23 protein-coding genes and 1 pseudogene are annotated in these 26,769 nt (G+C 73.3%); 15 read left to right on the forward strand and 9 right to left on the reverse strand.

Features of this window, described 5'->3' with window-relative positions; translation table 11 throughout:
* Positions 1-3 precede the first annotated feature (3 nt).
* The 5 genes from AB0H75_RS05545 to AB0H75_RS05565 form a co-directional block, all read right to left on the reverse strand.
* Entirely contained in the window at positions 4-1,209 is a 1,206-nt protein-coding gene (locus AB0H75_RS05545) for an aldolase (RefSeq protein WP_367790864.1), read from the reverse strand.
* Entirely contained in the window at positions 1,193-2,497 is a 1,305-nt protein-coding gene (locus AB0H75_RS05550; RefSeq protein WP_367790866.1) for an FAD-dependent oxidoreductase, read from the reverse strand. Before AB0H75_RS05550 ends, AB0H75_RS05545 begins: the two co-directional genes overlap by 17 nt.
* A 179-nt stretch (positions 2,498-2,676) precedes the next feature.
* Complete coding sequence (locus AB0H75_RS05555) at positions 2,677-4,224, reverse strand: AMP-binding protein (RefSeq protein ID WP_367790869.1); 1,548 nt, start codon at positions 4,222-4,224, stop codon at positions 2,677-2,679.
* Between the two features lie 8 nt (positions 4,225-4,232).
* Positions 4,233-5,327: a hypothetical protein gene (locus AB0H75_RS05560; protein WP_367790872.1), complete on the reverse strand. Its 1,095-nt coding sequence runs from the start codon at positions 5,325-5,327 to the stop codon at positions 4,233-4,235.
* On the reverse strand, positions 5,324-6,394 hold the full coding sequence (locus tag AB0H75_RS05565; protein ID WP_367790875.1) for an LLM class flavin-dependent oxidoreductase: 1,071 nt from the start codon (positions 6,392-6,394) through the stop codon (positions 5,324-5,326). The genes AB0H75_RS05560 and AB0H75_RS05565 overlap by 4 nt, the downstream gene beginning before the upstream one ends.
* Before the next feature lie 94 nt (positions 6,395-6,488).
* On the opposite strand from AB0H75_RS05565, the gene AB0H75_RS05570 reads away from it, so the two are divergent.
* Entirely contained in the window at positions 6,489-6,974 is a 486-nt protein-coding gene (locus AB0H75_RS05570) for a hypothetical protein (protein ID WP_367790878.1), read from the forward strand.
* Positions 6,975-7,037: 63 nt separating this feature from the next.
* Here AB0H75_RS05570 and AB0H75_RS05575 read toward each other — a convergent pair whose 3' ends face one another.
* Entirely contained in the window at positions 7,038-7,982 is a 945-nt protein-coding gene (locus tag AB0H75_RS05575) for an acyl-CoA dehydrogenase family protein (RefSeq protein WP_367790881.1), read from the reverse strand.
* A 135-nt stretch (positions 7,983-8,117) separates the two neighbouring features.
* Between AB0H75_RS05575 and AB0H75_RS05580 the strand changes: the two genes are divergently transcribed.
* Positions 8,118-8,789 (forward strand): hypothetical protein, encoded by a 672-nt coding sequence (locus tag AB0H75_RS05580; protein WP_367790884.1) that lies wholly within the window; start codon positions 8,118-8,120, stop codon positions 8,787-8,789.
* A gap of 107 nt (positions 8,790-8,896) precedes the next feature.
* Positions 8,897-10,642: a proline--tRNA ligase gene (locus AB0H75_RS05585; RefSeq protein ID WP_367790887.1), complete on the forward strand. Its 1,746-nt coding sequence runs from the start codon at positions 8,897-8,899 to the stop codon at positions 10,640-10,642.
* A 287-nt stretch (positions 10,643-10,929) separates the two neighbouring features.
* Here AB0H75_RS05585 and AB0H75_RS05590 read toward each other — a convergent pair whose 3' ends face one another.
* Complete coding sequence (locus AB0H75_RS05590) at positions 10,930-11,406, reverse strand: ferritin-like domain-containing protein (RefSeq protein ID WP_367790891.1); 477 nt, start codon at positions 11,404-11,406, stop codon at positions 10,930-10,932.
* On the reverse strand, positions 11,403-11,918 hold the full coding sequence (locus AB0H75_RS05595; RefSeq protein WP_367790894.1) for a hypothetical protein: 516 nt from the start codon (positions 11,916-11,918) through the stop codon (positions 11,403-11,405). The genes AB0H75_RS05590 and AB0H75_RS05595 overlap by 4 nt, the downstream gene beginning before the upstream one ends.
* A 233-nt stretch (positions 11,919-12,151) precedes the next feature.
* On the opposite strand from AB0H75_RS05595, the gene rimP reads away from it, so the two are divergent.
* From rimP to truB, 8 genes and pseudogenes are all read left to right on the forward strand, one after another.
* The gene (gene rimP / locus AB0H75_RS05600) at positions 12,152-12,637 is read left to right on the forward strand and encodes a ribosome maturation factor RimP (protein WP_367790897.1); all 486 of its coding nucleotides are present in this window, start codon (positions 12,152-12,154) and stop codon (positions 12,635-12,637) included.
* A gap of 12 nt (positions 12,638-12,649) precedes the next feature.
* Positions 12,650-13,654 (forward strand): transcription termination factor NusA, encoded by a 1,005-nt coding sequence (gene nusA, locus AB0H75_RS05605; protein ID WP_367790900.1) that lies wholly within the window; start codon positions 12,650-12,652, stop codon positions 13,652-13,654.
* Positions 13,638-13,946, forward strand: coding sequence for a YlxR family protein (locus tag AB0H75_RS05610; RefSeq protein WP_367790902.1), 309 nt, complete (start codon positions 13,638-13,640; stop codon positions 13,944-13,946). The genes nusA and AB0H75_RS05610 overlap by 17 nt, the downstream gene beginning before the upstream one ends.
* A gap of 112 nt (positions 13,947-14,058) precedes the next feature.
* The gene (infB, locus tag AB0H75_RS05615; protein ID WP_367790905.1) at positions 14,059-17,229 is read left to right on the forward strand and encodes a translation initiation factor IF-2; all 3,171 of its coding nucleotides are present in this window, start codon (positions 14,059-14,061) and stop codon (positions 17,227-17,229) included.
* 120 nt (positions 17,230-17,349) lie between these two features.
* A complete protein-coding gene (locus tag AB0H75_RS05620; protein ID WP_367790908.1) occupies positions 17,350-17,646 on the forward strand; it encodes a DUF503 domain-containing protein in 297 nt (98 codons plus the stop codon).
* 52 nt (positions 17,647-17,698) lie between these two features.
* Positions 17,699-18,139, forward strand: a pseudogene (gene rbfA / locus AB0H75_RS05625) (30S ribosome-binding factor RbfA); the annotation flags it as partial.
* A gap of 128 nt (positions 18,140-18,267) precedes the next feature.
* Entirely contained in the window at positions 18,268-19,302 is a 1,035-nt protein-coding gene (locus AB0H75_RS05630) for a bifunctional oligoribonuclease/PAP phosphatase NrnA (RefSeq protein ID WP_367790911.1), read from the forward strand.
* Positions 19,303-20,172 carry a tRNA pseudouridine(55) synthase TruB gene (gene truB, locus AB0H75_RS05635; RefSeq protein WP_367790914.1) on the forward strand — a complete coding sequence of 290 codons (870 nt, stop codon included), beginning with the start codon at positions 19,303-19,305 and terminating at the stop codon, positions 20,170-20,172.
* A 39-nt stretch (positions 20,173-20,211) separates the two neighbouring features.
* Here the strand turns inward: truB and AB0H75_RS05640 are convergent, their stop codons facing one another.
* The gene (locus AB0H75_RS05640) at positions 20,212-21,258 is read right to left on the reverse strand and encodes a TRM11 family methyltransferase (protein ID WP_367790917.1); all 1,047 of its coding nucleotides are present in this window, start codon (positions 21,256-21,258) and stop codon (positions 20,212-20,214) included.
* Positions 21,259-21,339: 81 nt separating this feature from the next.
* Between AB0H75_RS05640 and AB0H75_RS05645 the strand changes: the two genes are divergently transcribed.
* The 4 genes from AB0H75_RS05645 (at position 21,340) to AB0H75_RS05660 (ending at position 26,705) form a co-directional block, all read left to right on the forward strand.
* Positions 21,340-22,269, forward strand: a complete 930-nt coding sequence (locus AB0H75_RS05645; RefSeq protein ID WP_367792345.1) for a bifunctional riboflavin kinase/FAD synthetase — start codon at positions 21,340-21,342, stop codon at positions 22,267-22,269.
* A 185-nt stretch (positions 22,270-22,454) separates the two neighbouring features.
* The gene (rpsO, locus tag AB0H75_RS05650) at positions 22,455-22,724 is read left to right on the forward strand and encodes a 30S ribosomal protein S15 (RefSeq protein ID WP_367790920.1); all 270 of its coding nucleotides are present in this window, start codon (positions 22,455-22,457) and stop codon (positions 22,722-22,724) included.
* A 313-nt stretch (positions 22,725-23,037) separates the two neighbouring features.
* Positions 23,038-25,398 (forward strand): polyribonucleotide nucleotidyltransferase, encoded by a 2,361-nt coding sequence (locus AB0H75_RS05655; RefSeq protein ID WP_367790923.1) that lies wholly within the window; start codon positions 23,038-23,040, stop codon positions 25,396-25,398.
* Positions 25,395-26,705 carry a M16 family metallopeptidase gene (locus AB0H75_RS05660; protein WP_367790926.1) on the forward strand — a complete coding sequence of 437 codons (1,311 nt, stop codon included), beginning with the start codon at positions 25,395-25,397 and terminating at the stop codon, positions 26,703-26,705. Before AB0H75_RS05655 ends, AB0H75_RS05660 begins: the two co-directional genes overlap by 4 nt.
* The last annotated feature ends 64 nt before the right edge of the window (positions 26,706-26,769 follow it).

The raw sequence follows: 26,769 nt of genomic DNA on the forward strand, positions 1-26,769 counted from the left end.
GGTTCAGGGCAGCGCCGCGTCAGCCCTGTCCAGCGCCGCGGCGAGGGCGCGGACGGTGGCGGGCTCGTCCATGACGCCGTCACCGGCCTGCCGCCGCTCCTCCCACGCGCGGACCCGCTCCCGGTAGGAGTCGTAGCGGGCCAGGTGGAAGGCGTACACGGTGGCGAACCGGCTCACCAGGTGCGACGGGTGCATGTCCCAGCCCTGGTAGAAGCCGTGCCGCAACGAGTGCCGCACCAGCTCGGCGTGCCGCCGCCACAGCGCGTGCACGTCCTCGGCCCGCCCGGAGGCGGGGGAGGCGGCCAGCGAGCCGTCCGACAGCTCCACGCCCGTGCCCGCGAACGCCGTCTGCATGACGTGCCGGGCGTGGTCGCAGGCCGGGTGGTCGAGCCGCTGCTCGTGCGGCGGCAGCCCGAGCGCGGCCGTGTAGTCGAACACGCCGAAGTGCGCCGCCGCCAGCCGCCCGCCCAGCGGCCCGCCCGGCTCGGCCAGCTCGGCCCGCAGGAACGGCAGCGTCTGCGGCGCCTCCACCTGCATCTCGAACCGCAGCCCCGCCCCCAGCCCCGCCCCCAGCCCCGCTTCCAGCCGGCCCAGCACGTCCGCGAACTGCCGCAGGTAGTCCTCCATGAGCACCTTGGGGAAGGTCACCGTGAACCCGGCGGGCAGCTCGCCGGCCCGCCCGACCACCCCGCCGACCAGCCCGGCCAGCGTCCTGATCGAGCGCCCGGGGTCGCCGTCCGCGAACGACTTCACCCGCGGCCCCCACCGGCGCGGCAGCGTCCCCGCGGCGTGCAGGGCGGCCACGGCCTCGGCCGCCCGCTCGACGTGCCCGTCCTCGATCGGGTCAGGGCGCGCGCCGTAGCCGTCCTCGAAGTCGATCCGCAGGTCCTCGATCGGCTCGCGGCCGAGCTTGAGGAGCAGCCTGGCGTGCACGGCGGCGGCCAGGCCGGGCGGCGTGCCGAACACCTCGGCCAGCTCGCGCGGCCCCGCCAGATGGGACGCCACCAGCGCCGTCGCCTGCTCGCGCCACTCGCCGACGGTCGCCGCCGAGAACCGGTCGGCGGGCACGTACACGGTGTGGACCGGCTGCCACCCCGACCGCCCGGGGAAACGGGCCCGCTGCGCCTCGTAGGCGCCCGCGAACCCCGGCGGCACCTCAGGGACGGCGGGGACTCCGGGGACGGCGGGCACCTCAGGGACGGCAGGCACGGAGCATGGCCTCCAGGCCGACGAGCTTGACCCGGTCGCCGCGCCCGAGCGACTTGGCCAGCTCGGCCTCGGCCGCCTCGATCGCCAGCCACTCGTCGTAGGTGACCGGCCGCACGCCCCGCTCGGCCAGCAGCGCGTCGATCGTGGCGGTCCCGGGCAGCCGCTCGCGCCCCGCCAGGTCGGCCAGCAACGTGCGCACGGTCTCGGCGGCGTCGGACTTGTTCGTCCCGATGACGCCGGTCGGGCCGCGTTTGAGCCAGCCCGCGACGTACTCGCGCTCGCGCACCCGCCCCGCCTCGTTCGGCACGGTCATGGTCTCCTCGGAGAACGGCACCCCGGGCAGCGGCACGCTCTGGTAGCCCACGGACCGCAGCACCATGCCGACCGGCAGCGTCTCGAACGCGCCCGTGCCCACCACGCGCCCCTCCGGCGACAGCCGGGTGCGCTCCAGCCGTAGCCCCTCGACCCGCTCGGTGCCCAGGATCTCCACCGGCCGCAGCCAGAAGCGCACGTCGAGGCGGCGCGCCCGGCCGGCCGGCGATCGGGCCGACCACGACCGGATGACCTCCACGTTGCCCCGCACCTGCCGGGAGAAGCCGTCGCCGCTCACCTGGGCCTCGTCGGGGCGCACCACGACGTCGGCGTTGTCCAGCTCGCCCAGCTCGCGTAGCTCCTTGAGGGTGAACTTGGCGTGCTCGGGCCCGCGCCGGCCCACCATGTGGATGACCTTGACCTGGCTCTCGGACAGCCGCTGGAGCACGTCGTGGGGCACGTCGGTGCGGCTCAGCTCGTCGGCGGTCCTGGCCAGGACGCGGACGACGTCCACGGCCACGTTGCCGACGCCGATCACCGCGACCTCGGGGCTGTCGAGCGTGAACCGGCCGGGATCGACGTCGGGATGGCCGCAGTACCAGTTGACGAAGTCGGTGGCGGCCACGCTGCCAGGAAGGTCCTCGCCGGGGATGCCGAGCCGCCGGTCGACCATCGCGCCGGTGCAGTAGACCACGGCGTCGTAGCGGCCCAGCAGGTCGTCCACCGACACGTGCTCGCCCAGCGTGACGCCGCCGAGGAAGCGCACCTCGGGCAGCTCCAGCACCCGCTTGAGGTAGCCGGCGATCGACTTGATCGAGGTGTGGTCGGGCGCGACGCCGTACCTGACCAGCCCGTACGGGGTAGGCAGGCGTTCGAGCACATCGACCCGCACCGGCTCGGCCGACTGCTTGACCAGGGCCTCGGCCGTGTAGATCCCGGCGGGACCCGACCCGATGACCGCCACACGCAACGTCACGCCGCCTCCTCAGAACCGGCCGCCGGGGCATGCGCCCCATGAGGTGCAACCGGCCGATGTCACCGATGTATCCCCGATCGCCAGTCTGGCCGAACCCGTCCCCGGGGAAAACCGCCCGCCCGATGTTCCCGCCCGATGTTCCCGCCCCGCGGCCGGCGGCGGCGCCGCGCGCGCCGGGCCTACGGGCGCCCGCCGGACGCCCGTTCCCGCAGCACCCGCTTGTCGGTCTTGCCGTTGGCGTTCGCGGGGAGGTCGTCCACGACGACGATCCGTTTGGGCACCTTGAAGTCCGACATGTTGGCCCGCGCCCACGCCAGGAGCCGCTCGGGGGCCACGTCCGCGCCCGGCCGCGGCACCACGAACGCCACCCCGGCCTCGCCCGCCGAGGCGTCCGGCACCCCGACCACGGCGACCTGCGCGAGCGAGCCCTCGCGCAGCAGCAGCGACTCGACCTCGGCGGGCGCGACGTTGAAGCCGTTGACGATGTAGAGCTCCTTCTTGCGGTCCACGACGGCGAGGTTGCCGTGCTCGTCGAGCACGCCGACGTCGCCGGTGTGCAGCCAGCCGTCGGCGTCCACGGCCTCGGCGGTCCGCTCGGGGTCGTCCCAGTAGCCGCGCATGACGCCGTAGCCGCGCTGCAGGATCTCGCCGCGCTCGCCGGGCCCGACCGGCTCGCCGTCGCCGTCCACGATCCTGACCTCGATGCCGGGGACGGGCCTGCCGGTGGTGTTCGCGACGACCTCGATCGGGTCGCCGGCCCGGGTCATGGACACGACCGTGCCCTCCATCAGCCCGTACGCGTTGATCATCCGCTCCAGCCCGACCCGCTCGACCAGCCGGTCGATGAGGGCGGCGGGCACGGCGGCGGCCCCGCAGATGGCCACCCGCAGCGAGGAGAGGTCCCAGGAGCCGCGCTCCAGCTCGTCCAGGACGCGGTGGAAGAGCGTCGGCGGCCCGGCCAGGACGGTGACCCGCTCGCGGGAGATCAGCGACATGAGCGCGTCCGGGCTGAAGGCGGGGACCGGCAGCATCGTGGCCCGGCGCAGCAGGCAGGCCACGAGCCCGGCGTTCAGCCCGAAGCCGTGGCTGAACGGCGCGATGACCGGATAGCGGTCGTGCTCGTCCAGCGTGACGATCTCCGACCAGTCCCAGTAGCCGCGCAGGATCTGGGAGTGGTCCAGCATGACGCCCTTGGGCGTGCCCGTCGTGCCGGAGGTGGACATGATCTCGCACAGGTCGCCGGGCCGGACGGCGAGCGCCCGCTCCTCGGCCTCCCGCACGGGCACCCGCTCCCCGAGCGCGCGCAGCTCCGCGCCCGGCGGCACGACCGTGCGCCACGGCCGCGCCCCGTCCGGCAGCAGCCCGGACAGCGCGGTGCCTGCGGGGCCCTCGCCGGTGATCAGCACCCGCGCGCCGGTCCGCGCGATGAGCTGGGCCGCCTCGATGCCCTTGAACCGCGGCGACAGCGGCACCAGGACCGCGCCCGCGTCCCAGACGCCGAGCGCGTGCACCACCCAGTACGCCGAGTTGACCCCCCACAGCGCCACCCGGTCGCCGGGCTCGACGCCCAGCGCGATGAGGCCGCGGGCGACCGCCGAGGCCGCCTCCCGCAGCCCGGCCGGTGTCGTGCGGGCGCCGCCCTCGGACACCACGACCGCGTCCGGGTGGGTTTCCGCCTGGTCGCGCAGCATGCGGGGGAGCGTGCCCCACTCCGGCATCGGTGCCATGACCACCCCTAGGAGACGAGCGCCCGGTCCCTGCCCAGATGGTGGCCGCGCAGGTCGGTCACCCTGCCCGGCCCCGGCCGCGGTCCCGCCGCCCCGGCCGGCCGCGGCGCGATCTCCACGCCGATCGAGACGGGCGTCAGCGCCCGCACGGCCTCCTGGACCCGCGCCCGCCACATGGGGTTGCCGATCAGGCTCTCGCGGCCGAACGTCACGGTGAGCACGGCGGTGTCCAGCGTGCCCGGCCGGCTGATCGTCAGCTCCCACCCGGCCACCCCGTCGATCTTGGCGAGGGCCCTCTCGACGCGGGGCAGCGCCAGCCACACGCCCCTGACCAGCACGTGGTCGCCCACGGTGTGGGCCGGCGCGGGCAGCTCCCCGCCCGCCCGCTCGCCCGCCCGCGCGACCTGCCCGGTCCGCAGGACGGCGTCGCCGAGCGTGGCGTGCCCGCGCGGGGTGACGACCAGCTCGGCGAGGGGGGCGCCGGGGCCGGCGGGGGCGTCCTTGGCCAGGCGGGCCAGGCCCAGCAGGCCGTCCGCGAGCGGCGTGAGCGGGTCCTCCTCGGCCGCCCGCCAGGCCAGCGGGGTGCCGCCGAACGGGCTGGCGTACACCTCGGTGACCCGGGCGGCGAACTCGCCCGCCAGGTGCGCCATCGTGCGCTTGGAGGCGATCTCGCCGGTCAGGACGATGGTGGTGAGCCCCAGGTCCAGGGGGTCCAGCAGGAACTCCAGGTGCAGGCGGGCCAGCAGGTCCATCGCGCCGGTCGGAGTGGCGACCAGCGTCGTGGCGCGCAGCGCGGTCAGCGCGTGGTGCAGCCGCATCCGGCCGCGCGGCCCCAGGTCGGCGGCGGCCTGGGCGACCTCGGCCGCGGCGGCGGCCCACAGCGCGCCCGCGGGCTCGGCGAGGGCCACCGCCACCCGGTCGTGCTCGCCGACCCCGGCCGCGCGCAGCGCCGCCGCGGCCAGCCCGGCGGCGTCGGAACGGTCCCGGGGGCCCAGCGGGAAGGCGCTGGCGGCGTCGGGGGAGACCAGCAGGAGCCCGGCGGCCGAGCCCGCGGCGGCCCCGAGGTCGTCCCGCGTCAGCCACCGTCCCGTCCCCACGGTCATGAGGGCACCACCTCGGTCATGAACAACGTCATCGCCTCGCAGACCCGCTCGTGCGCCAGCCCGCCCACCTGGGCCTGGATGATGAGGTCCGTGGCGCCGGCCTCGGCGATCCTGGCCAGGGCCTTGCGCGAGCCCTCCACGTCGTCCACCACGACCATCAGGTGCTCGCGCAGCGTGGCCATGGCCTCCTCGGGCGGCAGCCCGGCGGCGAGCTGGCCCAGGACGCGGTGCGTGGCGTGGCGGGCGTCGTAGTAGTCGGGCGGGGTGACCAGGTTGACCTGGCGGCGGATGTACCACAGCACGGGGTCGGCGGCCGTGGCGGTGGCGGCCTCCCTGGTGGGGGCGACGTACCAGGGGATCATCAGGGCGACGCGCCGGCTGCCCGGGTCGAAGCCGTGCTCGGCCAGGCACTCGCGGTAGCGCGCGATGTCGGCGGCCACGTCGTCGATGCCCTTGAGCATGGTCATGCCGAGCAGGTTGTAGCCGTGCCGGGCGGCGGCGAGATAGCCGTCGAGCGAGGTGGAGGCCACCCACACCGGCGGGTGGGGGTACTGCGCCGGGCGCGGATAGACCGCGACGTCCGGGATCTCGAAGAACTCGGTCGAGCGGCTGACCGGCTCGCCGTCGGCGTCCCAGATGGCCAGCACGGCCTCCAGCGAGTCCTCCCAGATCTGCCGGGACTTCTCGAACGGCCGCTGGAACGCCTGGTACTCCAGCGGGGAGGCGCCGCGGCCGGTGCCGAACTCCACCCGGCCGCGGCTGAGGACGTCCAGGGTGGCGACGCGCTCGGCCGTGCGGATCGGCGACTGGAACGGCAGCAGCACCACGCCGAGCCCCAGGTGGATGCGCTCGGTGCGCTGCGAGGCGGCGGCCAGGACCAGGTCGGGGGCGGAGGAGTGGGAGAAGCCCCGCGTGAAGTGGTGCTCCACGAACCAGGCGGTGTCGAACCCCAGCCGGTCGCCCAGCACGACCTGCTCGACCACGTTGTGGAACGCCTGCTGCTCGACGTCGCGGGTGCGGCCGCGGACCTCCAGTTCGTACCCCAGGCTGATCCGTAGGGTCGTCATCGCGCCTCCGGCACAGTAGTAAACCAAGCGCTCGCTTGGTAGAGCGTATCAGCGGCGAGGACTTGCGGGAAGGGCGCGGGCGCGATCAGAGTGGATGCCTGTGAAGCGAAAGCACGCCCTGAGACGACCGAAGGAGGCCGGCGATCCCGGCCACGACGGGGACGGTCTCTCGCTCGCGAGCGCCCGCCGTTACGAGGCGTTCGGCCGGGTCATGGCGGCGCTCGCGACCGAGGCCGACTTCATCGAGTCGTGCCGCGACCTGACCTGGTGGCGCGGGGCCGACCACAGCTGGCACATCGAGTGGCGCGACGGGCCCTACGCCTCCGAGGTCGCCGCCCTGCTGGCCGGGCAGGTCCGCGACCCCGAGCACGACGGGCCGCTGGTCACCGAGGCCGGGCCCGGGGGAGCCGCCAGGGCCGTGCTCGACGTGATGGGCGTGCGCTTCGAGCTGCGCGCGATCGACCCGATGGGCCGGGCCACGGTCCGCGCCCGGCCGGGCTTCTGGCGCCTCGCCGAAGCCCTCGACACCACCCGCCGCACCAACACCCGCCATCCCTGGGAAGAGCTCCTGGGCGGCTGACCCGCCCTCGCGACCGCGTGGCCCGGGCTGCGGCCCGGGCTGCGGCCCGGGCTGCGGCTTGGGCTACGGCCCGCCGAAGACCGTGGCGGCCAGGCGGGCGCGGTGGGCCTCGGGCGGGCCGAAGAGCTGAGCGTCGGAGGTGGCCCGCTTGAGGTAGCGATGCGCCGGGTGCTCCCAGGTGATCCCGATCCCCCCGTGCACCTGGATGTTCTCCCCGGCCGCCACCAGGTACGCCTCCGTGCAGTACGACCCCGCCACCGCCGCCGCCACCCCGTCCGCGCCGGCCGCCCGCGCCGCCGACCTGGCCGACTCGACCAGCAGCAGCACGTCGGCCAGCTTGTGCTTGATCGCCTGGAACGCCCCGATGGGCCGCCCGAACTGCACCCGTGTCCTGGCGTGCTCCACCGCCATCTCCAGGCACCGCTGCGCCCCGCCCACCTGCTCGGCGGCCAGCGCCGCGATCCCGAGGTCGCGTACCCGCTCCGCCGAGCCGGCGTCGCCGAGCCGCCGCGCGGGCGCGCCCTCGAAGGTCAGCCGGGCCAGCGGCCGGCTCTCGTCCATCGTCCGGTACGGCTCCCGCCGCGTCGGCTCCGCCGCCACGAGCTGCCCGTCCACGTACGCGAGCACCAGCTCGCCCGCCGGCGCGTACGGCACCACGCCGCTGAGCCGCCCGCCCGCCTCCAGGCGCAACGCGGCCTCGCCGGGCAGCGCCACGGCGGCGGTCACGTCGCCGGCGGCCAGGGCCTTGAGCAGGTCTCCCGCTCCGCACGCGGCGGCGGCCGTCACCGCCATGACCGCCGTCTGCAGGAAGGGGTGCGGGGACAGGACGCGGCCCATCTCCTCGGCCACGGCGGCCAGCTCGGCCGGCCCGCAGCCGGCGCCGCCGTGCTCCTCGGGGACCAGCAGGCCGGCCACGCCCACGTCCCGCGCGAGGTCGCTCCAGGACGCGCCGGGGCGGGCGGCCAGGTAGCCGCGGACCGCGGCGCCGAGCTCGTCGGGAAGCGACACGGAACCATGCTAACCAAGCACTTGCTTGTTTTGGTAGAGGAATGACCGAAATTTGCCTTTTATGTAGGTTCACATAATCTGAAAGCGGTCAATTCCCGAAGTTCCCGGGGGAGGGGTTGACCAGGGGAAAGGGAGATGAACAACACCACGATCGACTACGCCGACTTCGCCGAGTACGACCGCCGCCAACGCGGCATCGAACGGCACCTGGTCGCGGCTTTCCTGGGGGGACTCGCCGTCGGCCTGGTCGGCATGCTCATCTCCGGCCGCGGCCCCGGCTGGCTCGGCCAGCTCTACGAGCCCTACGCCTACCTCGCCCTGGCGCTGGCCGTGGGGGCGAGCGCGTCGGGGTTCGGCTGGGCGCTGCTGACCACGTTCCTGGCGGCGGTCTCCACGCTGGTCGCCGCGATGGGCGCGGGCGCGCTCCGCGGCTACCCGGCCTTCGACGTCATCGGCGGCAGCGCCGCCGGGCTCAACTGGATCCTCGCCCTGCTGGTGGGCCTCGGCCTGCTGGCCTACGTCACCCGCAGGGACGACGCCTGGGGCGACCTGGCCGCGGGCGGCATCGGCGCGGCGCTCATCGCCGACGTCGTGGACCGCGCGACGCCCGGCTTCATCGACACCGAGCGCTCGTTCTGGCCGGGGCCCGCCCTGCTGGTCGGCCTGCTGACGGTCGTCCTGGTGCTCGGGCTGCGCAGGAGCGCCCGCTCCCGGGCGCGCGCCCTCGCCCTGTCGGTCCTCTTCTCCGGCCTGTTCGCGGTGTGGCTGGCGGTCTTCGTCACGGGCTGGATCCCGCGGCCGGCCTGACCGGGGCCTCCGGACCGGGCGGGCGGGGCGGGTTAACGCCGAGCGGGCGGCGGCCCCGACTCGATAGCCTGTAGTCCTCCACATCCGGGTTCGAGCAAGGAGTAGCCGTGTTGCTGCGCATGTCGTCGTTGTTTCTTCGCACCCTGCGGGACGACCCGGCAGACGCGGAAGTGCCGAGCCACAAGCTCCTGGTCCGCGCCGGCTACGTCCGCCGCGTGGCGCCGGGCATCTACTCCTGGCTGCCGCTCGGCAAGCTGGTGCTGGAGAACGTCACCAGGATCGTCCGCGAGGAGATGAACCGGATGGGCGCCCAGGAGGTGCTCTTCCCCGCCCTGCTGCCCCGCGAGTACTACGAGGCCACCGGCCGCTGGACCGAGTACGGCGACAACATCTTCCGCCTGCACGACCGCAAGGGCGCCGACTACCTCCTCGGCCCCACCCACGAGGAGCTCTTCACCGACATGGTCAAGGGCGAGTACTCCTCCTACAAGGACTACCCGGTCATCCTCTACCAGATCCAGACGAAATACCGCGACGAGGCCCGTCCCCGGGCGGGCATCCTGCGCGGCCGGGAGTTCCTGATGAAGGACTCCTACTCCTTCGACCTCGACGACGACGGGCTCAAGCGCTCCTACGAGCAGCACCGCGAGGCCTACATCCGCACCTTCGACCGGCTCGGCATCCGATACAAGATCGTGTTCGCCCAGTCGGGCGCCATGGGCGGCTCGGCCTCCGAGGAGTTCCTGGCCCCCACGCCCACCGGCGAGGACGCCTTCGTGGCCTGCCACTCCTGCGGCTACGCGGCCAACGCCGAGGCGGTCGTCACGCCCGCCCCCGCCGCGCGCCCCTACGACGACGCGCCCCCGCTCACGGTCATGGACACCCCCGACACCCCGACCATCGAGTCGCTGGTGTCGCACGTCAACGAGCACCACGGCCTGGGCATCACCGCCGCCGACACCCTCAAGAACGTCGTCGTCAAGGTCACCACCCCCGGCTCCGACAAGGCCGAGACGCTCGTCATCGGCGTCCCCGGCGACCGCGAGGTCGACTTCAAGCGCCTGGAGGCCGCCCTCGCCCCCGGCGAGCCCGCCATCTTCGAGGCCGCCGACTTCGCCGCCCACCCCGGTCTCGTCCGCGGCTACATCGGCCCGCAGGTCCTGCGCGAGCTGGGCATCCGCTACCTCGTCGACCCGCGCGTGGTCACCGGCAGCTCCTGGGTGACCGGCGCCAACGAGCCCGGCAAGCACGCCGCCAACGTGGTCGCGGGCCGCGACTTCACCCCCGACGGCACCATCGAGGCCGCCGAGGTCCGCGCCGGCGACCCCTGCCCCCGCTGCGGCAGCGAGCTGTCCATCGACCGCGGCATCGAGATCGGCCACATCTTCCAGCTCGGCCGCAAGTACGCCGACGCGGCCGGCCTCGACGCCCTCGGCCCCGACGGCAAGCCCATCCGCATCACCATGGGCTCCTACGGCATCGGCGTCTCGCGCGCCGTGGCCGTGATCGCCGAGCAGGCCCACGACCAGCTCGGGCTGGTCTGGCCGCGCGAGGTGGCCCCCGCCGACGTGCACATCGTCGGCACCGGCAAGGACAACCAGGTGGAGGCCGCCCTGGAGCTGGCCGGCGAGCTGGAGTCGCGCGGCCTGCGCGTCCTGGTGGACGACCGGCCCCAGGTCTCGCCCGGCGTCAAGTTCAAGGACGCCGAGCTGCTGGGCGTCCCGACCATCGTGGTGGTCGGGCGCGGGCTGTCGCAGGGCGTGGTCGAGCTGCGCGACCGGGTGAGCGGCGAGAAGTCGGAGATCCCGCTCGCCGAGGCCGCCGACCGCGTCGCCGCCGCCACCACCGCCTGACCCACGCCCCGCCCCGGGCCCGCCGGCCGCTCCCGCGGGCCCACCCATCCCCGGGCGGACGCCGATCGCCCTGCGGTGCGTCCCGTCCCCCTGTGGACGCCGGCCGCTCTGCGGTGCGTCCCGTCCCCCTGCGGACGCCGGTCGCCCTGCGGTGCGTCCCGTCCCCCTGTGGACGCCGGTCGCCCTGCGGTGCGTCCCGTCCCCCTGCGGACGCCGGTCGCCCTGCGGTGCGTCCCGTCCCCTGCGGCCCCCCTGCGCCCCGTGGGGGCGCGGGGCGGGCCGTCCGCCTATCCGCCGCTCTGCGCCGCCGTCGGGGTGGCCGGGGGCGTCTGTGTCGCCGCCGGGACGGCCGGCATGCCGGGGAAGGCGGGCGGCTGCGACGGGCGGAAGGCGTAGGAGCGGGTGACCGCCTCCTGCATGGCCAGGGCGGCGTAGCGGCGCAGCGCGACGTCCTGGGCCGCCGCCAGCTCCAGGTAGGCGGCCGTCACGCCGCTCTCCAGGTGCACCGCCAGCTTGGCCGCCAGCGTGGCGTCCGAGGGGAAGAACGGCAGCGCGTAGGACGCCTCCGCCTCCACCGGCCTGCCGCCCCTGGCCATGATGTACGCGCGCACCTGGTCGCGCCGCGCCCGGTGGGCGTCGTAGGCCGCGCTCATCCGCTCCCGCAGCGCCCCCGACGTCCGCGCCCCCAGCAGCCCGTACGCGAACAGCGCCGCGTGCTCGGCCGCCAGCGCCTTGCCCAGTTTGTCCAGGTCGTTCCCGTTCACAGCGACCTCGGCAGGGCCGTGGCGTGGACGGCCTCGCAGGCGCCGATGCTGGCGATGAGCTGGGCCATGCCGGGCGAGACCGCCGCGAGCTGCTTGGCCCGCCGCGCCGCCGCCTTCCGCTCCAGCTCGCGCAGCCGCGACAGCGACGGCTTCTCCGGCTCCGCCGACCCGGACGGCGCCCCGGAGGCGGACGGCGAGGCGGCGGGCGGCGAGGCGGTGGGCGGCGCGGAGGCCCCGCCCGCGCCCGTCACGTGCTTGCGCAGCTCGTCCAGGTGCGCCTGATGGCGGTCGCGGAAGGGCGCCAGCCTGTCGCCCCCGTCCCCGTCGATCAGCGACGAGTACAGCGCGATCGTGCGCTCCTTCTCCGCGATCAGCCCCTTGACGAGAGCCGTCTCGGGAGAGTCGGACGCCGGGGCGGACGGCCCCGGGGCCGTCCCGGAGGAGCTGCAGGCGGTGAGAGCGGCCGCTCCGCCAGCCAGCAGGGCTCGCCGGGAGAGGTGACGCGGGCGCACGAGCGGGAACCTCCAGTTGTCACTGACGCAGATAGCATCGTACGGTCTGTGCCCGCGATCGCCGCCAGGCGACGCTCCGACGTTCGACCCGCCATTCGGCCGTGACGAGTGGCGCTCTTTCCGTGCCCCCGTACGGATAGGGTGTCAACTGTCGTCGCTGGCTGAGCGGTCACGCGGCGGAGAGCCGCAGGCGAGGTCCGCCCGGCTGAGACATGACAATAGGGGAGGTCGATATGGGCAGCGCATCACCCCGCGACCACCTGATGAAGCTCCTGGAGCCCGTGGTCAGCGCGGAGGGCCTCGATCTGGAGGACATCACGGTCACCCAGGCGGGCAGGCGGCGCGTGCTGCGCGTGATCGTCGACCGCGACGGCGGCGTGAGCCTCGACGACGTGGCCGACGTGAGCCAGGCCGTCTCGGCGGCACTCGACGACGACGACGCGATGGGGCAGACGGCGTACACGCTGGAGGTCTCCTCGCCGGGCGTCGACCGCCCCCTCACCGAGCCGCGCCACTGGCGCCGCGCGGCCAGGCGCCTGGTCAAGGCGGAGCTGAGGGACGGCACTGTGGTGGAAGGCCGCATCACGGCCGCGGACGACGCCGGCGTCGACCTCGACGTCGCCGGGACCGCGCGCCGGTTCGAGTACGAGGACCTGGCCCGCGGACGGGTGCAGGTGGAGTTCCGCCGCATCGACGACGTCGACGGCGACGAAGGCTAAGGGGGAGCCGCCGTGGACATCGACATGAGCGTCCTGCGCAGCCTGGAGCGGGAGAAGGACATCTCCTTCGACCTGGTGGTCAAGGCGATCGAGGACGCCCTGCTGATCGCTTACTTCCGCACCGACGGAGCGGCCGCCAAGGCACGCGCCGAGCTCGACCGCGGCAGCGGCCACGTCACCATCTGGGCGGCCGAGCTGGGCGAGAACGGCGAGGTCGTCAGGGAGTTCGACGACACCCCTGGAAACTTCAGCAGGATCGCCGCCACCACCGCCAAGCAGGTCATCCTGCAGCAGCTCCGCGACGCCGAGGACGAGATCAACTTCGGCGAGTTCGCCAGCCGCGAGGGCGAGCTGGTCTCCGGCGTGATCCAGCAGGGCAAGGACCCCCGCGTGGTCCTGGTCGACCTGGGCAAGATCGAGGCCGTGCTGCCGCACGCCGAGCAGGTCCCCGGCGAGGACTACCTGCACGGCGAGCGCATCCGCGCCTACGTCGTGCAGGTCAAGAAGGGCCACAAGGGCCCCTCGGTCACCCTGTCGCGCACGCATCCCGGCCTGGTGAAGAAGCTGTTCGCGCTGGAGGTGCCGGAGATCGCCGACGGCACCGTGGAGATCGCCGCGGTGGCCCGCGAGGCCGGCCACCGCACCAAGATCGCGGTCAGGTCGCGCAAGCCCGGCGTCAACGCCAAGGGCGCCTGCATCGGCCCGATGGGCTCGCGGGTGCGCAACGTGATGACCGAGCTCCACGGCGAGAAGATCGACATCATCGACTGGTCCGAGGATCCTGCCGAATTCGTCGGGAATGCGCTGTCCCCGGCGCGTGTTTCCCATGTCGAGGTTCTCGATCTCGACGGGCGGGTCGCACGGGTCACCGTGCCCGACTACCAGCTCTCGCTGGCCATCGGGAAAGAGGGGCAGAACGCCCGGCTGGCCGCGAGGCTCACGGGATGGCGGATCGACATCCGACCCGACACACAGGCGGAGGATGCCGCCGGTTCCGTAGATGCGTCAAAGCGGTAAGCTGGAATATGGTAGCCGAGGGGTCCCTCAGCGCACATGCGTGGGCTGCAGGGTCCGCACGGCCAAGTCCGAGCTGCTCCGCCTGGTGCGGGCAGGGGGCCAGGTGGTCCCCGACCTGCGAGGACGGCTTCCGGGCCGCGGTGCGTCGCTGCATCCGGCCCTGAGCTGTCTGGAGCTCGCCGAGCGGCGGCGGGCGTTCCCGCGCGCGTTTCGCGTGCCGGGGCCGCTCGACGTCTCGCCCGTGCGAGCACACCTGGAGGAGAACCCCATGTCATGTAGGACGCCGAGTTGATGGGCGGAGTCAGATTGCTATGAGCGCCTGATGAGCACGCGGCGATGAAGACGTCAAGGTAACGACGGTCCGGACGGCACAGCCAGCCTCCCGGGCCGAGTAAGGGAGTGCAGTGGCGAAGGTCCGGGTATACGAGCTCGCTAAGGAGTTCGGCGTAGAGAGCAAGGTCGTCATGGCCAAGCTCCAAGAGATGGGAGAGTTCGTCCGCTCGGCGTCCTCGACCATCGAGGCGCCGGTGGTCCGCAGGCTCACCGAAGCTCTGGGCGCATCCAAGGGTGGGCCCTCCAGGGGCGGCGGACAGCCGTCCAACAAGCCGCAGCCGCCAAGGGCTGCGCCCCGGCCGGCGGACAGCCAGGCCGGCAACGGCGCCGGGCAGTCCCCGGTTCCGGCACCTCCGCGTCCGGGCCCCAAGCCCGGTCCGCGTCCGAGCCCTCAGGTCTCTCCAGGCCCGCAGGGCGGTTCCCAGGGCGGCGCCCCGCAGGGTGGCCCACAGGGCGCCCCGCAGGGTGGCCCGCAGGGCGGCCCACAGGGTGGCGGCCAGCCGCGCCCGCCGGTGCCCATGCCTCACCAGCCGCAGCAGCCGCAGGCGCCGCGCGGCGAGGCGTCCCCGGCTCCGCAGGCGCGTTTCGAGAGCGGCGCGCCCGCCCGGCCGACTCCGGGCCCGCGTCCCGGTCCGGCTCCGCGCCCGGGTCCCAAGCCCGGCCCGCGTCCCGGCCAGCAGCAGGGCGGTGGCGGCGCTCAGCAGGCGCCGCGTTCCGGCGCGCCCGCCGGCGGCGGCCCGCGTCCCGGCCCCGGTCCCAAGCCGGGCCCGCGCGGCCCGCGTCCTGGCAACAACCCGTTCTCGTCCAACGCCAGCGGCATGGGGCAGGCGCCCCGGCCGCAGCGTCCCGGCGGTCCTCGTGACGGCGGCGGCCCCGGTCAGCGGGGCGAGCGCCGTGACGGCCCGCCGCGCGACGGCGCGATGCCGCGTCCCCCGCAGGGCCGCGGCGGCGACCGGCCCACTCCGGGCCCGCGCCCGGGCCCGCCCCCCGGCGGCCCGCGTCCGGGTCCCGGCGCCGGCGCGGGTGGCCCGCGTCCCGGTGGTCCGCGTCCCAACCCGATGATGATGCCGCAGGGCCGGCCCGCCGGTCCCGGCGCCGGTCGCCCCGGTGGCGGTCCCGGTGGCGGCGGCGGTCGTCCCGGCGGTGGCGGCGGTGGCCGTCCCGGTGGTGGCGGCGGTGGCCGTCCCGGCGGGTTCGCCGGTCGTCCCGGTGGTGGTGGCGGCGCTGGTCCGCGCACCGGCACCGGTGGTCCCGGCGGCGGTGGCGGCGGCTTCGGCGGTCGTCCCGGCGGCGGTGGCCGTGGCCGTGGCGGCGGCACCGCGGGTGCCTTCGGGCGGCCCGGCGGCCGTCCCGCGCGTGGTCGCAAGTCCAAGCGCCAGAGGCGCCAGGAGTTCGACAACATGTCGGCGCCGTCGATCGGCGGCGTGCAGGTCGCGCGCGGCAACGGCGCGACGATCCGCCTCCCGCGCGGCGCGTCGCTGTCCGACTTCGCCGACCGCATCGGCGCCAACCCCGCCTCGCTCGTGCAGATCATGCTGCACCTGGGCGAGATGGTGACGGCCACGCAGTCGGTCAACGAGGAGACGCTGCAGCTGCTCGGTGCCGAGCTGGACTACGACATCCAGGTCGTCAGCCCGGAGGAGGAGGACCGCGAGCTTCTCGAGGCCTTCGACATCGAGTTCGGCGAGAACGAGGGCGACGAGGGCGACCTGGCCGCGCGCCCGCCGGTGGTGACCGTCATGGGTCACGTCGACCACGGTAAGACCAAGCTGCTCGACGCCATCCGCAACACCAACGTGGTGGCGCGCGAGGCGGGTGGCATCACCCAGCACATCGGCGCTTACCAGGTGGCGGCCTCCCACGAGGGCGAAGAGCGGAAGATCACCTTCATCGACACCCCGGGTCACGAGGCGTTCACCGCCATGCGTGCCCGAGGCGCCAAGTCCACCGACATCGCGGTGCTGGTGGTCGCGGCCGACGACGGTGTGAAGCCGCAGACCATCGAGGCGCTCAACCACGCCCAGGCGGCCGACGTGCCGATCGTGGTCGCGGTCAACAAGGTCGACAAGGAGGGCGCCGACCCCAACAAGGTGCGGGCCCAGCTCACCGAGTACGGCCTGGTGGCGGAGGAGTACGGCGGCAGCACGCTGTTCGTCGACATCTCGGCGAAGAACGGCACCGGCATCGACAGCCTCCTCGAGGCCATCCTGCTGACCGCCGACGCCGAGCTCGACCTGCGCGCCAACCCGACGATGGACGCCCAGGGCATCGCGATCGAGGCCCACCTCGACAAGGGCCGCGGCCCCGTCGCGACCGTCCTGGTCCAGCGCGGCACGCTGCGCGTCGGCGACTCGATCGTCTGTGGCGAGGCCTTCGGCCGCGTCCGGGCGATGCTCGACGACAACGGCGAGCCGGTCGACGAGGCCACGCCGTCGCGTCCGGTCCTGGTGATGGGCCTGACGGCCGTGCCGAGCGCCGGTGACAACTTCATCGTGGTCACCGACGACCGGATGGCCCGGCAGATCGCCCAGCAGCGCGCGGCGCGTAAGCGCAGCGCCGAGATGGCGAAGTCGAGCCGCCGCCGCACCCTCGAGGAGCTGTTCAGCGACCTCGAGAAGGGCCGCGTGGACGAGCTCAAGCTCATCATCAAGGGTGACGTGTCCGGTTCGGTGGAGGCCCTGGAAGACGCCCTGCTCAAGATCGACGTCGGCGACGAGGTCAGGCTCCGTGTCCTGCACCGCGCGGTCGGCGCGATCACCGAGTACGACGTCAACCTGGCGGTCGCCGACGACAACGCCGTCATCATCGGCTTCAACGTGCGCCCCGAGCCGCGGGCACGCGACCTGGCCGAGCGCGAGGGCGTCGACATCCGCTACTACTCGGTCATCTACCAGGCGATCGAGGAGATCGAGGCGGCCCTCAAGGGCATGCTCAAGCCGGAGTTCGAAGAGGTCCAGATGGGCACCGCCGAGGTCCGCGAGGTCTTCAAGGTGCCGAGGATCGGCAACGTCGCCGGTACTCTCGTCCGCTCCGGTGTGATCGTCCGCAACAGCAAGGCCAGGGTGATCCGCGATGGCGTCGTCATCGCCGACAACCTGACCGTCTCGTCGCTGCGCCGGTTCAAGGACGACGCGACCGAGGTCCGCGAGGGCTTCGAGTGCGGTATCGGTGTCGGTTACAACGACATCCGGATCGACGACGTGATCGAGACGTTCGAGATGCGGGAGAAGCCGCGCGTCTGACGCGCGGCCGGGCGCCCGGCGGGACATCCGCCGGGCGCCTCTCGCACGTCCTGGCCTGGTTCCCACCGCAGCAGGACGGGCGTGCGCTCAGCACACCAGAGCAAGCGGTGGTGACTGACGATGTATGTGGGTGCTCTGACCCTGGACATCCTGCTCGGCGACGTGCGCTCGCTGAAGCAGAAGCGCTCCGTCGTGCGGCCGTTGATCGCCGAGGTGCTGCGCCGTTACCCCGCCGTCGCGGTGGCCGAGACCGGACATCTCGACCTGCATCGCAGGGCTGAGGTCGGTATCGCGGTGGTTTCCGCTTCCGCGGGTAACTGCAAAGAGGTGATGGACGCCTGCGAGCGGATGGTTGCCTTCCGCCCGGAGGTCGAGCTGCTGTCGGCCAGGCAGCGGCTGTACAACGACGAAGATTGACCGACTGCGATGGAACGACTGCACGCCAGGCCGTGCGTGAGGGGGAGCCAACATGGTGGATGCCGCACGAGCGCGCAAGCTCGCCGACCGCATCCAGCAGATCGTCGCCGAGATGCTGGAGCGCCGGATCAAGGACCCGCGTCTCGGCTTCGTCACCGTGACCGACACGCGCGTCACCGCTGACCTGCGCGATGCGACGATCTTCTACACGGTGTTCGGCTCCGAGGCCGAGCGGGCCGACAGCGCGGCCGCCCTGGAGAGCGCCAAGGGCATCATCCGCTCCGAGGTGGGCCGGCAGACCGGCGTGCGTTTCGCCCCGACGCTGACGTTCAAGCACGACCCGCTGCCCGACAGCGCCCGCCACCTGGACGACCTCATCAGCGCGGCCCGGGCCAGGGACGCGGAGGTGGCCCGGCGGGCGGCCGGCGCGTCCTACGCGGGCGAGCCGGACCCGTACCGCAAGCCCGACGAGGACGACGACCTGACGGACGACGGCCCCTCGGACGGCCCGGCGGACGGCCCCGTGAACGGCCCGACGAACGGCCCGGCGAACGGCCCGGTGAACGGCGCCGCGAAGGACGCCGGGCCGGCGCGTGGCGACTCGGCCGGGGACGACCAGGCGTGACGCCCGACGTGCGAGACCGGCCCGGCCGGCCGGCGCGGCCCGACGAGGCCGTCGCCGGCCGGGGCATCCCCGAGGACGCCTGGGACCGGGCGGTGCGGCTGATCGGCGGGGCCCGGGAGATCGGGCTGGCCTGCCACGTCACGCCCGACGGCGACGCGCTCGGCTCCATGCTGGCCGTGGCGTTCACGCTGCGCTCGATGGGCAAGCGGGTGGTGGCCTCCTTCGGCGACCGGCACTTCGCGGTGCCGCGCCTGCTGCGCTTCCTGCCGGGGCAGGACATGCTGGTGCCGCCGGAGGAGTTCCCGTTCGCGCCGGAGCTGATGATCACCTTCGACTCGTCGACGTTCGACCGGCTGGGGCTGCTCGGCGCCACCGCCGCGCGGGCGGGCGAGGTCATCGTGGTCGACCATCACCCGTCCGGCGCCGGGTTCGGCACGCTGGGGCTCATCGACCCCAGGGCGGCCGCCACGGCGATGCTGGCCGAGCAGCTCATCTACCGGCTCGGCGGGCGGCTCGACCGCGACATCGCCACCTGCCTGTACGCCGGCCTGGTCACCGACACCGGCTCCTTCCGCCACTCCTCGACCACCCCGGCCGTCCACCAGATGGCGGCCCGGCTGGTGGCGACGGGGCTGCGTACCGACGAGATCGCCCGGGAGCTGTGGGACCGCTCGCCGTTCGGCTACCTCAAGGTGCTGGCGGCCGCGCTCGACCGGGTGCGGCTGGAGGACGGCGTGGTCTGGACGTACGTGACCCGGGTGGACCGGGCGGCGCACGGGCTGCCGTACGCGGAGATCGAGGGCGTCATCGACGTCGTGCGCCGCACCGACGAGGCCGAGGTGGCGGTCGTGCTCAAGGAGGACGACGAGGGCGCCTGGCAGGTGTCCACCAGGTCCAAGGGCGCCGTGGACGTGGGCGCCGCGTGCGCCGCGCTGGGCGGCGGCGGGCACCACAACGCGGCCGGGTACACCTCGCGCGCCGGCGTCGAGGAGACCATGGCCGCCCTCAGGCGAGAGCTGGGAAGGGCGTAGATGGCCGAGAGCGGTCTGATCATCGTCGACAAGCCGGGCGAGTGGACCTCCCACGACGTGGTGGCCAGGATGCGGCGCATCGCGGGCACCCGCCGCGTGGGCCACGCCGGCACGCTCGACCCGATGGCGACGGGCGTGCTGGTGATCGGCGTGGAGAAGGCGACCAGGCTGCTCGGCCATCTGGCGCTGACCGAGAAGGTGTACGAGGCCACGATCCGGCTCGGCGTCACCACCAACACCGACGACGCCGAGGGCGAGGTCACCGCCACCGCCCCGGCGGCCGGGGTGACCCCTGCCGAGATCCACAAGGGCGTCGGGACGCTGACCGGCGAGATCATGCAGGTCCCGCCGCAGGTCAGCGCCATCAAGGTCAACGGGCAGCGGGCCTACAAGGCGGCGCGGGCGGGCGAGCAGGTCGAGCTGGTCGCCCGGCCCGTCACGGTGCGGGCCTTCGACGTGCTCGACATCCGGGCCGGGGGCGACGTGGTGGACGTGGACGCCGTCGTCACCTGCTCCAGCGGCACCTACATCCGCTCCCTGGCCCGCGACCTGGGCGCGGCGCTCGGCGTCGGCGGCCACCTGACGCGGCTGCGCCGCACCCGGGTGGGCCCGTACGACCTGTCGCTGGCCAGGAGCCTCGACCAGCTCGCCGAGGAGTGCGTGATCCTGCCCATCGCCGAGGCGGTGGCGGCGGCCTTCCCGCGCCGGGACGTCACCGCCGAGCAGGCCCGCCTCGTCGCCCACGGCGGCCGGCTGCCCGCGGCCGGGCTGGGCGGGGGGCCGATCGGCGTGTTCGGCCCGGACGGCATGCTGCTGGCGCTGGTGGAGGAGCAGGGCGGGGCGGCCAGGCCGCTGGCGGTCTTCGTCTGAGCGGCCCGCGCCCGGTCAAGCGCCCGGTCAAGCGCCCGGTCAAGCCGCCGGTTTGCGGGCGACGATGATGTCACGCACGATCGCCTGGTCCACCCAGTGCTCGAAGTCGGGCAGCTCCACGACCTCCAGGCCGGCGCCGGCCAGGATGGCGGCCAGCTCCTCGCTCTTGCCGCCGTAGGTGTTCCAGGCGATGCCCAGGGCCCCGCCGGGCCGCAGCAGCTCCGCCCAGACCGGCACGGCCCGGCGCAGCAGCTCCAGCGGGCTGCGCGACAGCCCCGAGCCGCCCTTGCTGCCGTGCTGGACGCCGTAGGGCGCGTCGGTCACCACCAGGTCGAACGAGCGGGGCTTGAAGAACTCCCTGCTCCTGAGCGTGTCGGCGTTGACCACGGCCAGGTGCTGCACGTCGCCGGCCTTGACCGCCTCCTTCGACAGCCCGAACGTGACGTTGAGCCGCCGCCCGGCCAGGGCCCGCTCGCGCCGCACCGGCACGACCTCGGCGGTGTGCTTGAGCCGCTTGGTGCGCAGCCAGGTCTTGATGAAGCCGGCGTAGGCCTCGAAGTCCTTGGTGTCGACGTCGAGGCCGTAGGCGTCGTAGCCGTACATGAGGGCCTGGTTGAGGGTGGTGCCGCGGCCGCACAGCGGGTCGAAGACCGACAGGCGCTCGCCGAGCCCCTTGTCGGAGGCGAGCGCGGTGACGTTGAGCAGCAGCTTGGTGAAGTGCTCGTTGGTCTTGCCGGCGTACTTCTGGATGGTGATGAGGTCGCTGCTGAGGCGGTCGAGCGGCCGCACGGGCAGCGGCCGCAGCAGCTCCCCCTCCGCGTCCCTCTCCGCGCCTCCCTCCACGGCGAACAGCGCGTAGACCGACGAGAGGTTGGACAGCAGCGCGACGTCGCGCAGCTCCAGCGGCTCGGCCGTCTCGAACGTCACGTACGGCACGCCGCCGAGCTCGCGCTCCTCGCTCGCCGCGACCTCGGCCCGCAGCCCGCGCGCGCTGAAGACGGCCAGCTCGCTGCGCGTCAGCCGGACTGAGGCGTCGGCGTAGACCCGGTTGGCGGCAGGCAGGATCAGGAGCGCGTATCGAGGCATGATGGCCGAGTGTAGCCCCCTCGATTGGAGGTGACGGCCGGGCGCGTGGCAGGCTTGGGGGGTTCGATCCGCCACGAGCGAATGGGGTCCGGCGTGCAGGGTTCGGGAAGGTCTGTCGTCACCGTCGGCGTGTACGACGGCGTGCACCGCGGCCACCGGCGGGTCGTCGAGCGGGCCGTGGCCGTCGCGCGCGAGCGGGGGCTGCCGGCCGTGGCCCTCACGTTCGAGCCGCACCCCGACGAGGTCGTGCTCCCCGGGTCGCACCCGGCGCGGCTGACCGGCTCCCGGCGGCGCGCGGAGCTGCTGCGCGAGCTGGGCGTGGACGAGATCGAGGCCGTCGACTTCACGCTGGAGCTGTCGCGCACCAGCCCGGACGACTTCGCGCAGGCGGTGCTGGCCGAGCGGCTGCGGGCGGCGGCGGTGGTCGTGGGGGAGGGGTTCACCTTCGGGCGGGACGCGAGCGGCGACGTCGAGACTTTGCGGACGCTGGGCGACAAGTACGACTTCGTGGTCGAGGCCGTGCCCCCGCTGGACGGCGTCTCCTCCACCGCCGTCCGCGAGCGCATCGCGGCCGGCGACGTCGAGGGCGCGGCGGCGGCGCTCGGCCGCCCGCACCGCGTGGAGGGCGTGGTCGTGCGCGGCTACCAGCGGGGGCGGCAGCTCGGCTTCCCGACCGCCAACGTCGAGACGCCCCCGCACACCGCGATCCCGGCCGACGGCGTCTACGCCGGCTGGCTGGAGTGCGTGCCCGTGGCCAACCTGCCCGCCCTTTACCCGGGCGAGCGCTGGCCGGCGGCGATCTCGGTCGGCACCAACCCGACGTTCGAAGGGGTGCCGCGCACCGTGGAGGCGTACGCGCTGGACCGCGACGACCTGGAGCTGTACGGCGCGCACGTGGCGGTCGACTTCGCCGCCCGGCTGCGCGGCAACACCCGGTTCGAGTCCATCGACGCGCTGATCGCCCAGATCCACGCCGACGTGGACGCCGCCCGCCGCCTCACCGCCGGCTGACACCGGCGTGCGCCGCCCGGTTCCCCGAGCACCGCGCGTGAGGTGGTAACCTTTCATGTCGGCTCTGTGACGAGCGCGTATTCGCGCTTGCCTCCGTCGGCCTTCACCTCGCGGCGACTGTAGGCACGCACGGTCGTTCGCGCTTCTGTCACATTCGCGCGTGCCCGTAGACCGTAAGGAGAGCCGTGTCCCTCGACACCGCTGCCAAGAAGTCCATCATCAGCGAGTACGCGACCGGCGAGGGCGACACCGGGTCGCCGGAGGTGCAGATCGCGCTGCTGAGCAAGCGCATCAGCGAGCTCACCGAGCACCTCAAGACGCACAAGCACGACCACCACAGCCGTCGTGGCCTGCTGCTGCTCGTCGGCCGCCGCCGCCGCCTGCTCAAGTACCTGCAGAAGGTCGACATCCAGCGTTACCGTACGCTCATCGAGCGGCTCGGTCTGCGCCGATAACATGAGAAGGGAGCGGCGCACATGCCGCTCCCTTCTTTCTTTGGGTAGGGCAAGACCTGGGTAGAGCAAGACCGTCAAGGGCGTGGCGGGGTGGAATCCACCCCCGCGCCTGACGTACAACTGAAGATCCGAGACACACAGCCCCCGCGTCCGCTCAGCACCATGCGACCCGCGACGCCTGCGGGCCGGTCCTCGGTAGTGGCTTCCGGTAAGAACGCACTCGACCGGGCGCTTCGATCGAAGACCGGCGCTGCACCTAACGAGGGTGCCGGTGAGAAAAGGGCGCGGGAGACCGACCACAAGGAGGTCCCCCGTGGAGGGTGTCCACACCGCTGAAGCCGTCATTGACAACGGCTCATTCGGCACGCGCACGATCCGGTTCGAGACCGGTCGGCTCGCGCGGCAGGCGGCCGGTTCCGCGGTCGCCTATCTCGACAACGAGACCATGGTCCTGTCGGCCACCACGGCTTCCAAGACCCCCAAGGAGCAGTTCGACTTCTTCCCGCTGACGGTGGACGTCGAGGAGCGCATGTACGCGGCGGGCCGTATCCCCGGCTCGTTCTTCCGCCGCGAGGGCCGTCCCTCCGAGGACGCCATCCTCACCTGCCGCCTGATCGACCGGCCGCTGCGCCCGTCGTTCGTCAAGGGCCTGCGCAACGAGGTGCAGGTCGTCGCCACCATCATGGCGCTGCACCCCGACCACCTCTACGACGTGGTCGCCATCAACGCCGCCTCGCTGTCCACGCAGCTGGCCGGGCTGCCCTTCTCCGGCCCGATCGGCGGCGTGCGGGTCGCGCTGATCGACGGCCAGTGGGTGGCGTTCCCGACGCACCCCGAGCTGGAGCGCGCCACGTTCGACATGGTCGTGGCCGGCCGGGTGCTGGCCGACGGCGACGTCGCGATCATGATGGTCGAGGCCGAGTCCACCAAGGACACGCTGAAGCTGGTCTCCGAGGGCGCGGTCGCGCCCACCGAGGAGGCCGTGGCGCAGGGCCTGGAGGCCGCCAAGCCGTTCATCAAGGTGCTGTGCGAGGCGCAGCAGCGCATCGCGCAGGTCGCGGCCAAGGAGACCGCCGAGTACCCGGTCTTCCTGGACTACCAGGAGGACACGTACAACGCCGTCGAGGCCGCCGTGAAGAACGAGCTGGCCGCCGCGCTCACCATCGCCGGCAAGCAGGAGCGCGAGAACGAGCTCGACAAGGTCAAGGCGCTGGCCGCCGAGAAGCTGCTGCCCGAGTTCGAGGGCCGCGAGAAGGAGATCGGCGCCGCCTTCCGCTCGGTCATGAAGAAGCTCATGCGCGAGCGGGTCGTCAACGAGGGCATCCGCATCGACGGCCGCGGCACCAAGGACATCCGCGAGCTGTCGGCCGAGGTCCACGTGGTGCCGCGGGTGCACGGCTCGGCGCTGTTCGAGCGCGGCGAGACCCAGATCATGGGCATCACCACCCTCAACATGCTGCGCATGGAGCAGGTCATCGACACGCTCAACCCCGAGCGGACCAAGCGCTACATGCACAACTACAACTTCCCGCCCTACTCCACCGGCGAGACCGGCCGCGTGGGCTCGCCCAAGCGGCGCGAGATCGGCCACGGCGCGCTGGCCGAGCGGGCGCTGATCCCGGTGCTGCCGACGCGCGAGGAGTTCCCCTACGCCATCCGCCAGGTCTCCGAGGCGCTCGGCTCCAACGGCTCCACCTCGATGGGCTCGGTCTGCGCCTCGACGATGGCGCTGCTGGACGCCGGCGTGCCGCTCAAGGAGATGGTCGCGGGCATCGCGATGGGCCTGATCGGCGAGGGCGACACCTACGTCACGCTCACCGACATCCTGGGCGCTGAGGACGCCATGGGCGACATGGACTTCAAGGTCGCCGGCACCCGTGACGTCATCACCGCCCTGCAGCTCGACACCAAGCTCGACGGCATCCCCGCCAGCGTGCTGGCCGCCGCGCTCAAGCAGGCCAAGGGCGCCCGCCTGGCGATCCTCGACGTCATGCAGGAGGCCATCGACCGGCCGGCCGAGATGAACCCGACCGCGCCGCGCATCATCACGATCAAGGTCCCGGTCGACAAGATCGGCGAGGTCATCGGCCCGAAGGGCAAGATGATCAACCAGATCCAGGACGACACCGGCGCCGAGATCACCATCGAGGACGACGGCACGATCTACATCGGCGCCACCGACGGCCCGTCCGCCGAGGCGGCCCGTTCGGCGATCAACGCCATCGCCAACCCGCACATGCCGGAGGTCGGCGAGCGTTACCTGGGCACGGTCGTCAAGATCGCCGCCTTCGGCGCGTTCGTCTCCCTCATGCCCGGCAAGGACGGCCTGCTGCACGTCTCGCAGATCCGCAAGCTGCACGGCGGCAAGCGCATCGAGAACGTCGAGGACGTCATGAGCGTCGGCGAGAAGATCCAGGTCGAGATCGCCGAGATCGACGGCCGGGGCAAGCTCTCGCTGGTGCCGGTCGAGGTCATCGAGAAGGAGGCCGCCGACCGCGAGGCCAGGTCCGCCGCGGCCGGCGAGGGCGACGGCGACGGCGAGGCCCCGCAGGCCGCCGAGACCGCCTCCGCCGCCGAGCCGGCCGAGGACAAGCCGGAGCGCCCGCGCCGCACCCGCACCCGCGTGCGCACCCGCGGCGCCGGCAACGGCGAGGGGGACGACCGGAACTCGTGAAAACCACCACGCTGCACCCCGGCAAGGACGGAGCCGGGGAAGTCAAGCGCACCGTCCTCCCCGGTGGGCTGCGTGTGGTGACCGAGACCATGCCGACCGTGCGAAGCGTCGCGGTCGGCATGTGGGTCGGCATCGGCTCACGTGACGAGGCCCCCGAGCACATGGGGGCCACCCATTTCCTTGAGCACCTGCTGTTCAAGGGCACGCCGACGCGGGACGCGATGGAGATCTCGGCCTCCATCGAGGGCATCGGCGGCGAGATCAACGCCTTCACCGCCAAGGAATACACCTGCTACTACGCGCGGGTGCTCGACGAGGACCTGCCGGTCGCGGTGGACGTCCTCGCCGACGTGGTGACCAGCTCGCTGATCACCGAGGAGGACGTCGAGTCCGAGCGGGGCGTGATCCTGGAGGAGATCGCCATGCACGACGACGACCCGTCGGACGTGGTGCACGAGCAGTTCGCCGCCGAGCTCTACGGCGACTCGCCGATCGGCCGGCCCATCCTGGGCACGGTCGAGTCGATCAACACGCTGGGGCGCGAGCGCATCGCCGAGTACTACCACCGCTACTACCAGCCCCGCCGCACCGTCGTCTCGGTGGCCGGCAACGTCCGGCACGAGGAGGTCGTGGAGCTGGTCGCGCGGGCGTACGACCGGGCCGGCGCGCTGAGCGGCCCCGCCGAGTACGAGCCGCCGCGCACCAGCGGCCCCGGCGCCGACACGCGCTCCGGGGTGCGGGTGCTCGACCGCCCCACCGAGCAGGCCAACCTGGTGCTCGGCACCACCGGCCTGGCCCGCACCGACGAGCGCAGGTTCGCGCTGGGCGTGCTCAACGCGGCGCTCGGCGGCGGCATGTCGTCGCGGCTGTTCCAGGAGATCAGGGAGAAGCGCGGCCTGGCCTACTCCGCCTACAGCTACACCTCCGCCTACGCCGACACCGGGCAGTTCGGCATCTACGTCGGCTGCCTGCCGTCCAAGGTCGACGACGTGCTCAAGATCTGCCGGGACGAGGTGGCCCGGGTGGTCGCCGAGGGCCTGAGCGAGGACGAGATCGGCCGCGGCAAGGGGCAGATGCGCGGCGGGCTGGTGCTCGGGCTGGAGGACACCGGCTCGCGCATGTCCAGGATCGGCAAGAACGAGCTCGTCTACGAGGAGCTCATGTCGGTGGACGAGGTGCTGGGGCGCATCGAGGCGGTCACCCCCGAGGAGATCGCCGACATCGCCGTTGACGTCCTCAACCGGCCGCTCACGCTCGCCGTGATCGGCCCGTACGGCGACAAGGACTTCACCTCCGCCATCCGCTGAGGCCGTGTGCCGCCACCCCGTTCCCGGAGCGGGGTGGCGGGTGCCTGGGGATGCCTTGGGATAG

It is taken from the genome of Nonomuraea sp. NPDC050783 (genome assembly GCF_040802095.1).
GTDB lineage: Bacteria > Actinomycetota > Actinomycetes > Streptosporangiales > Streptosporangiaceae > Nonomuraea.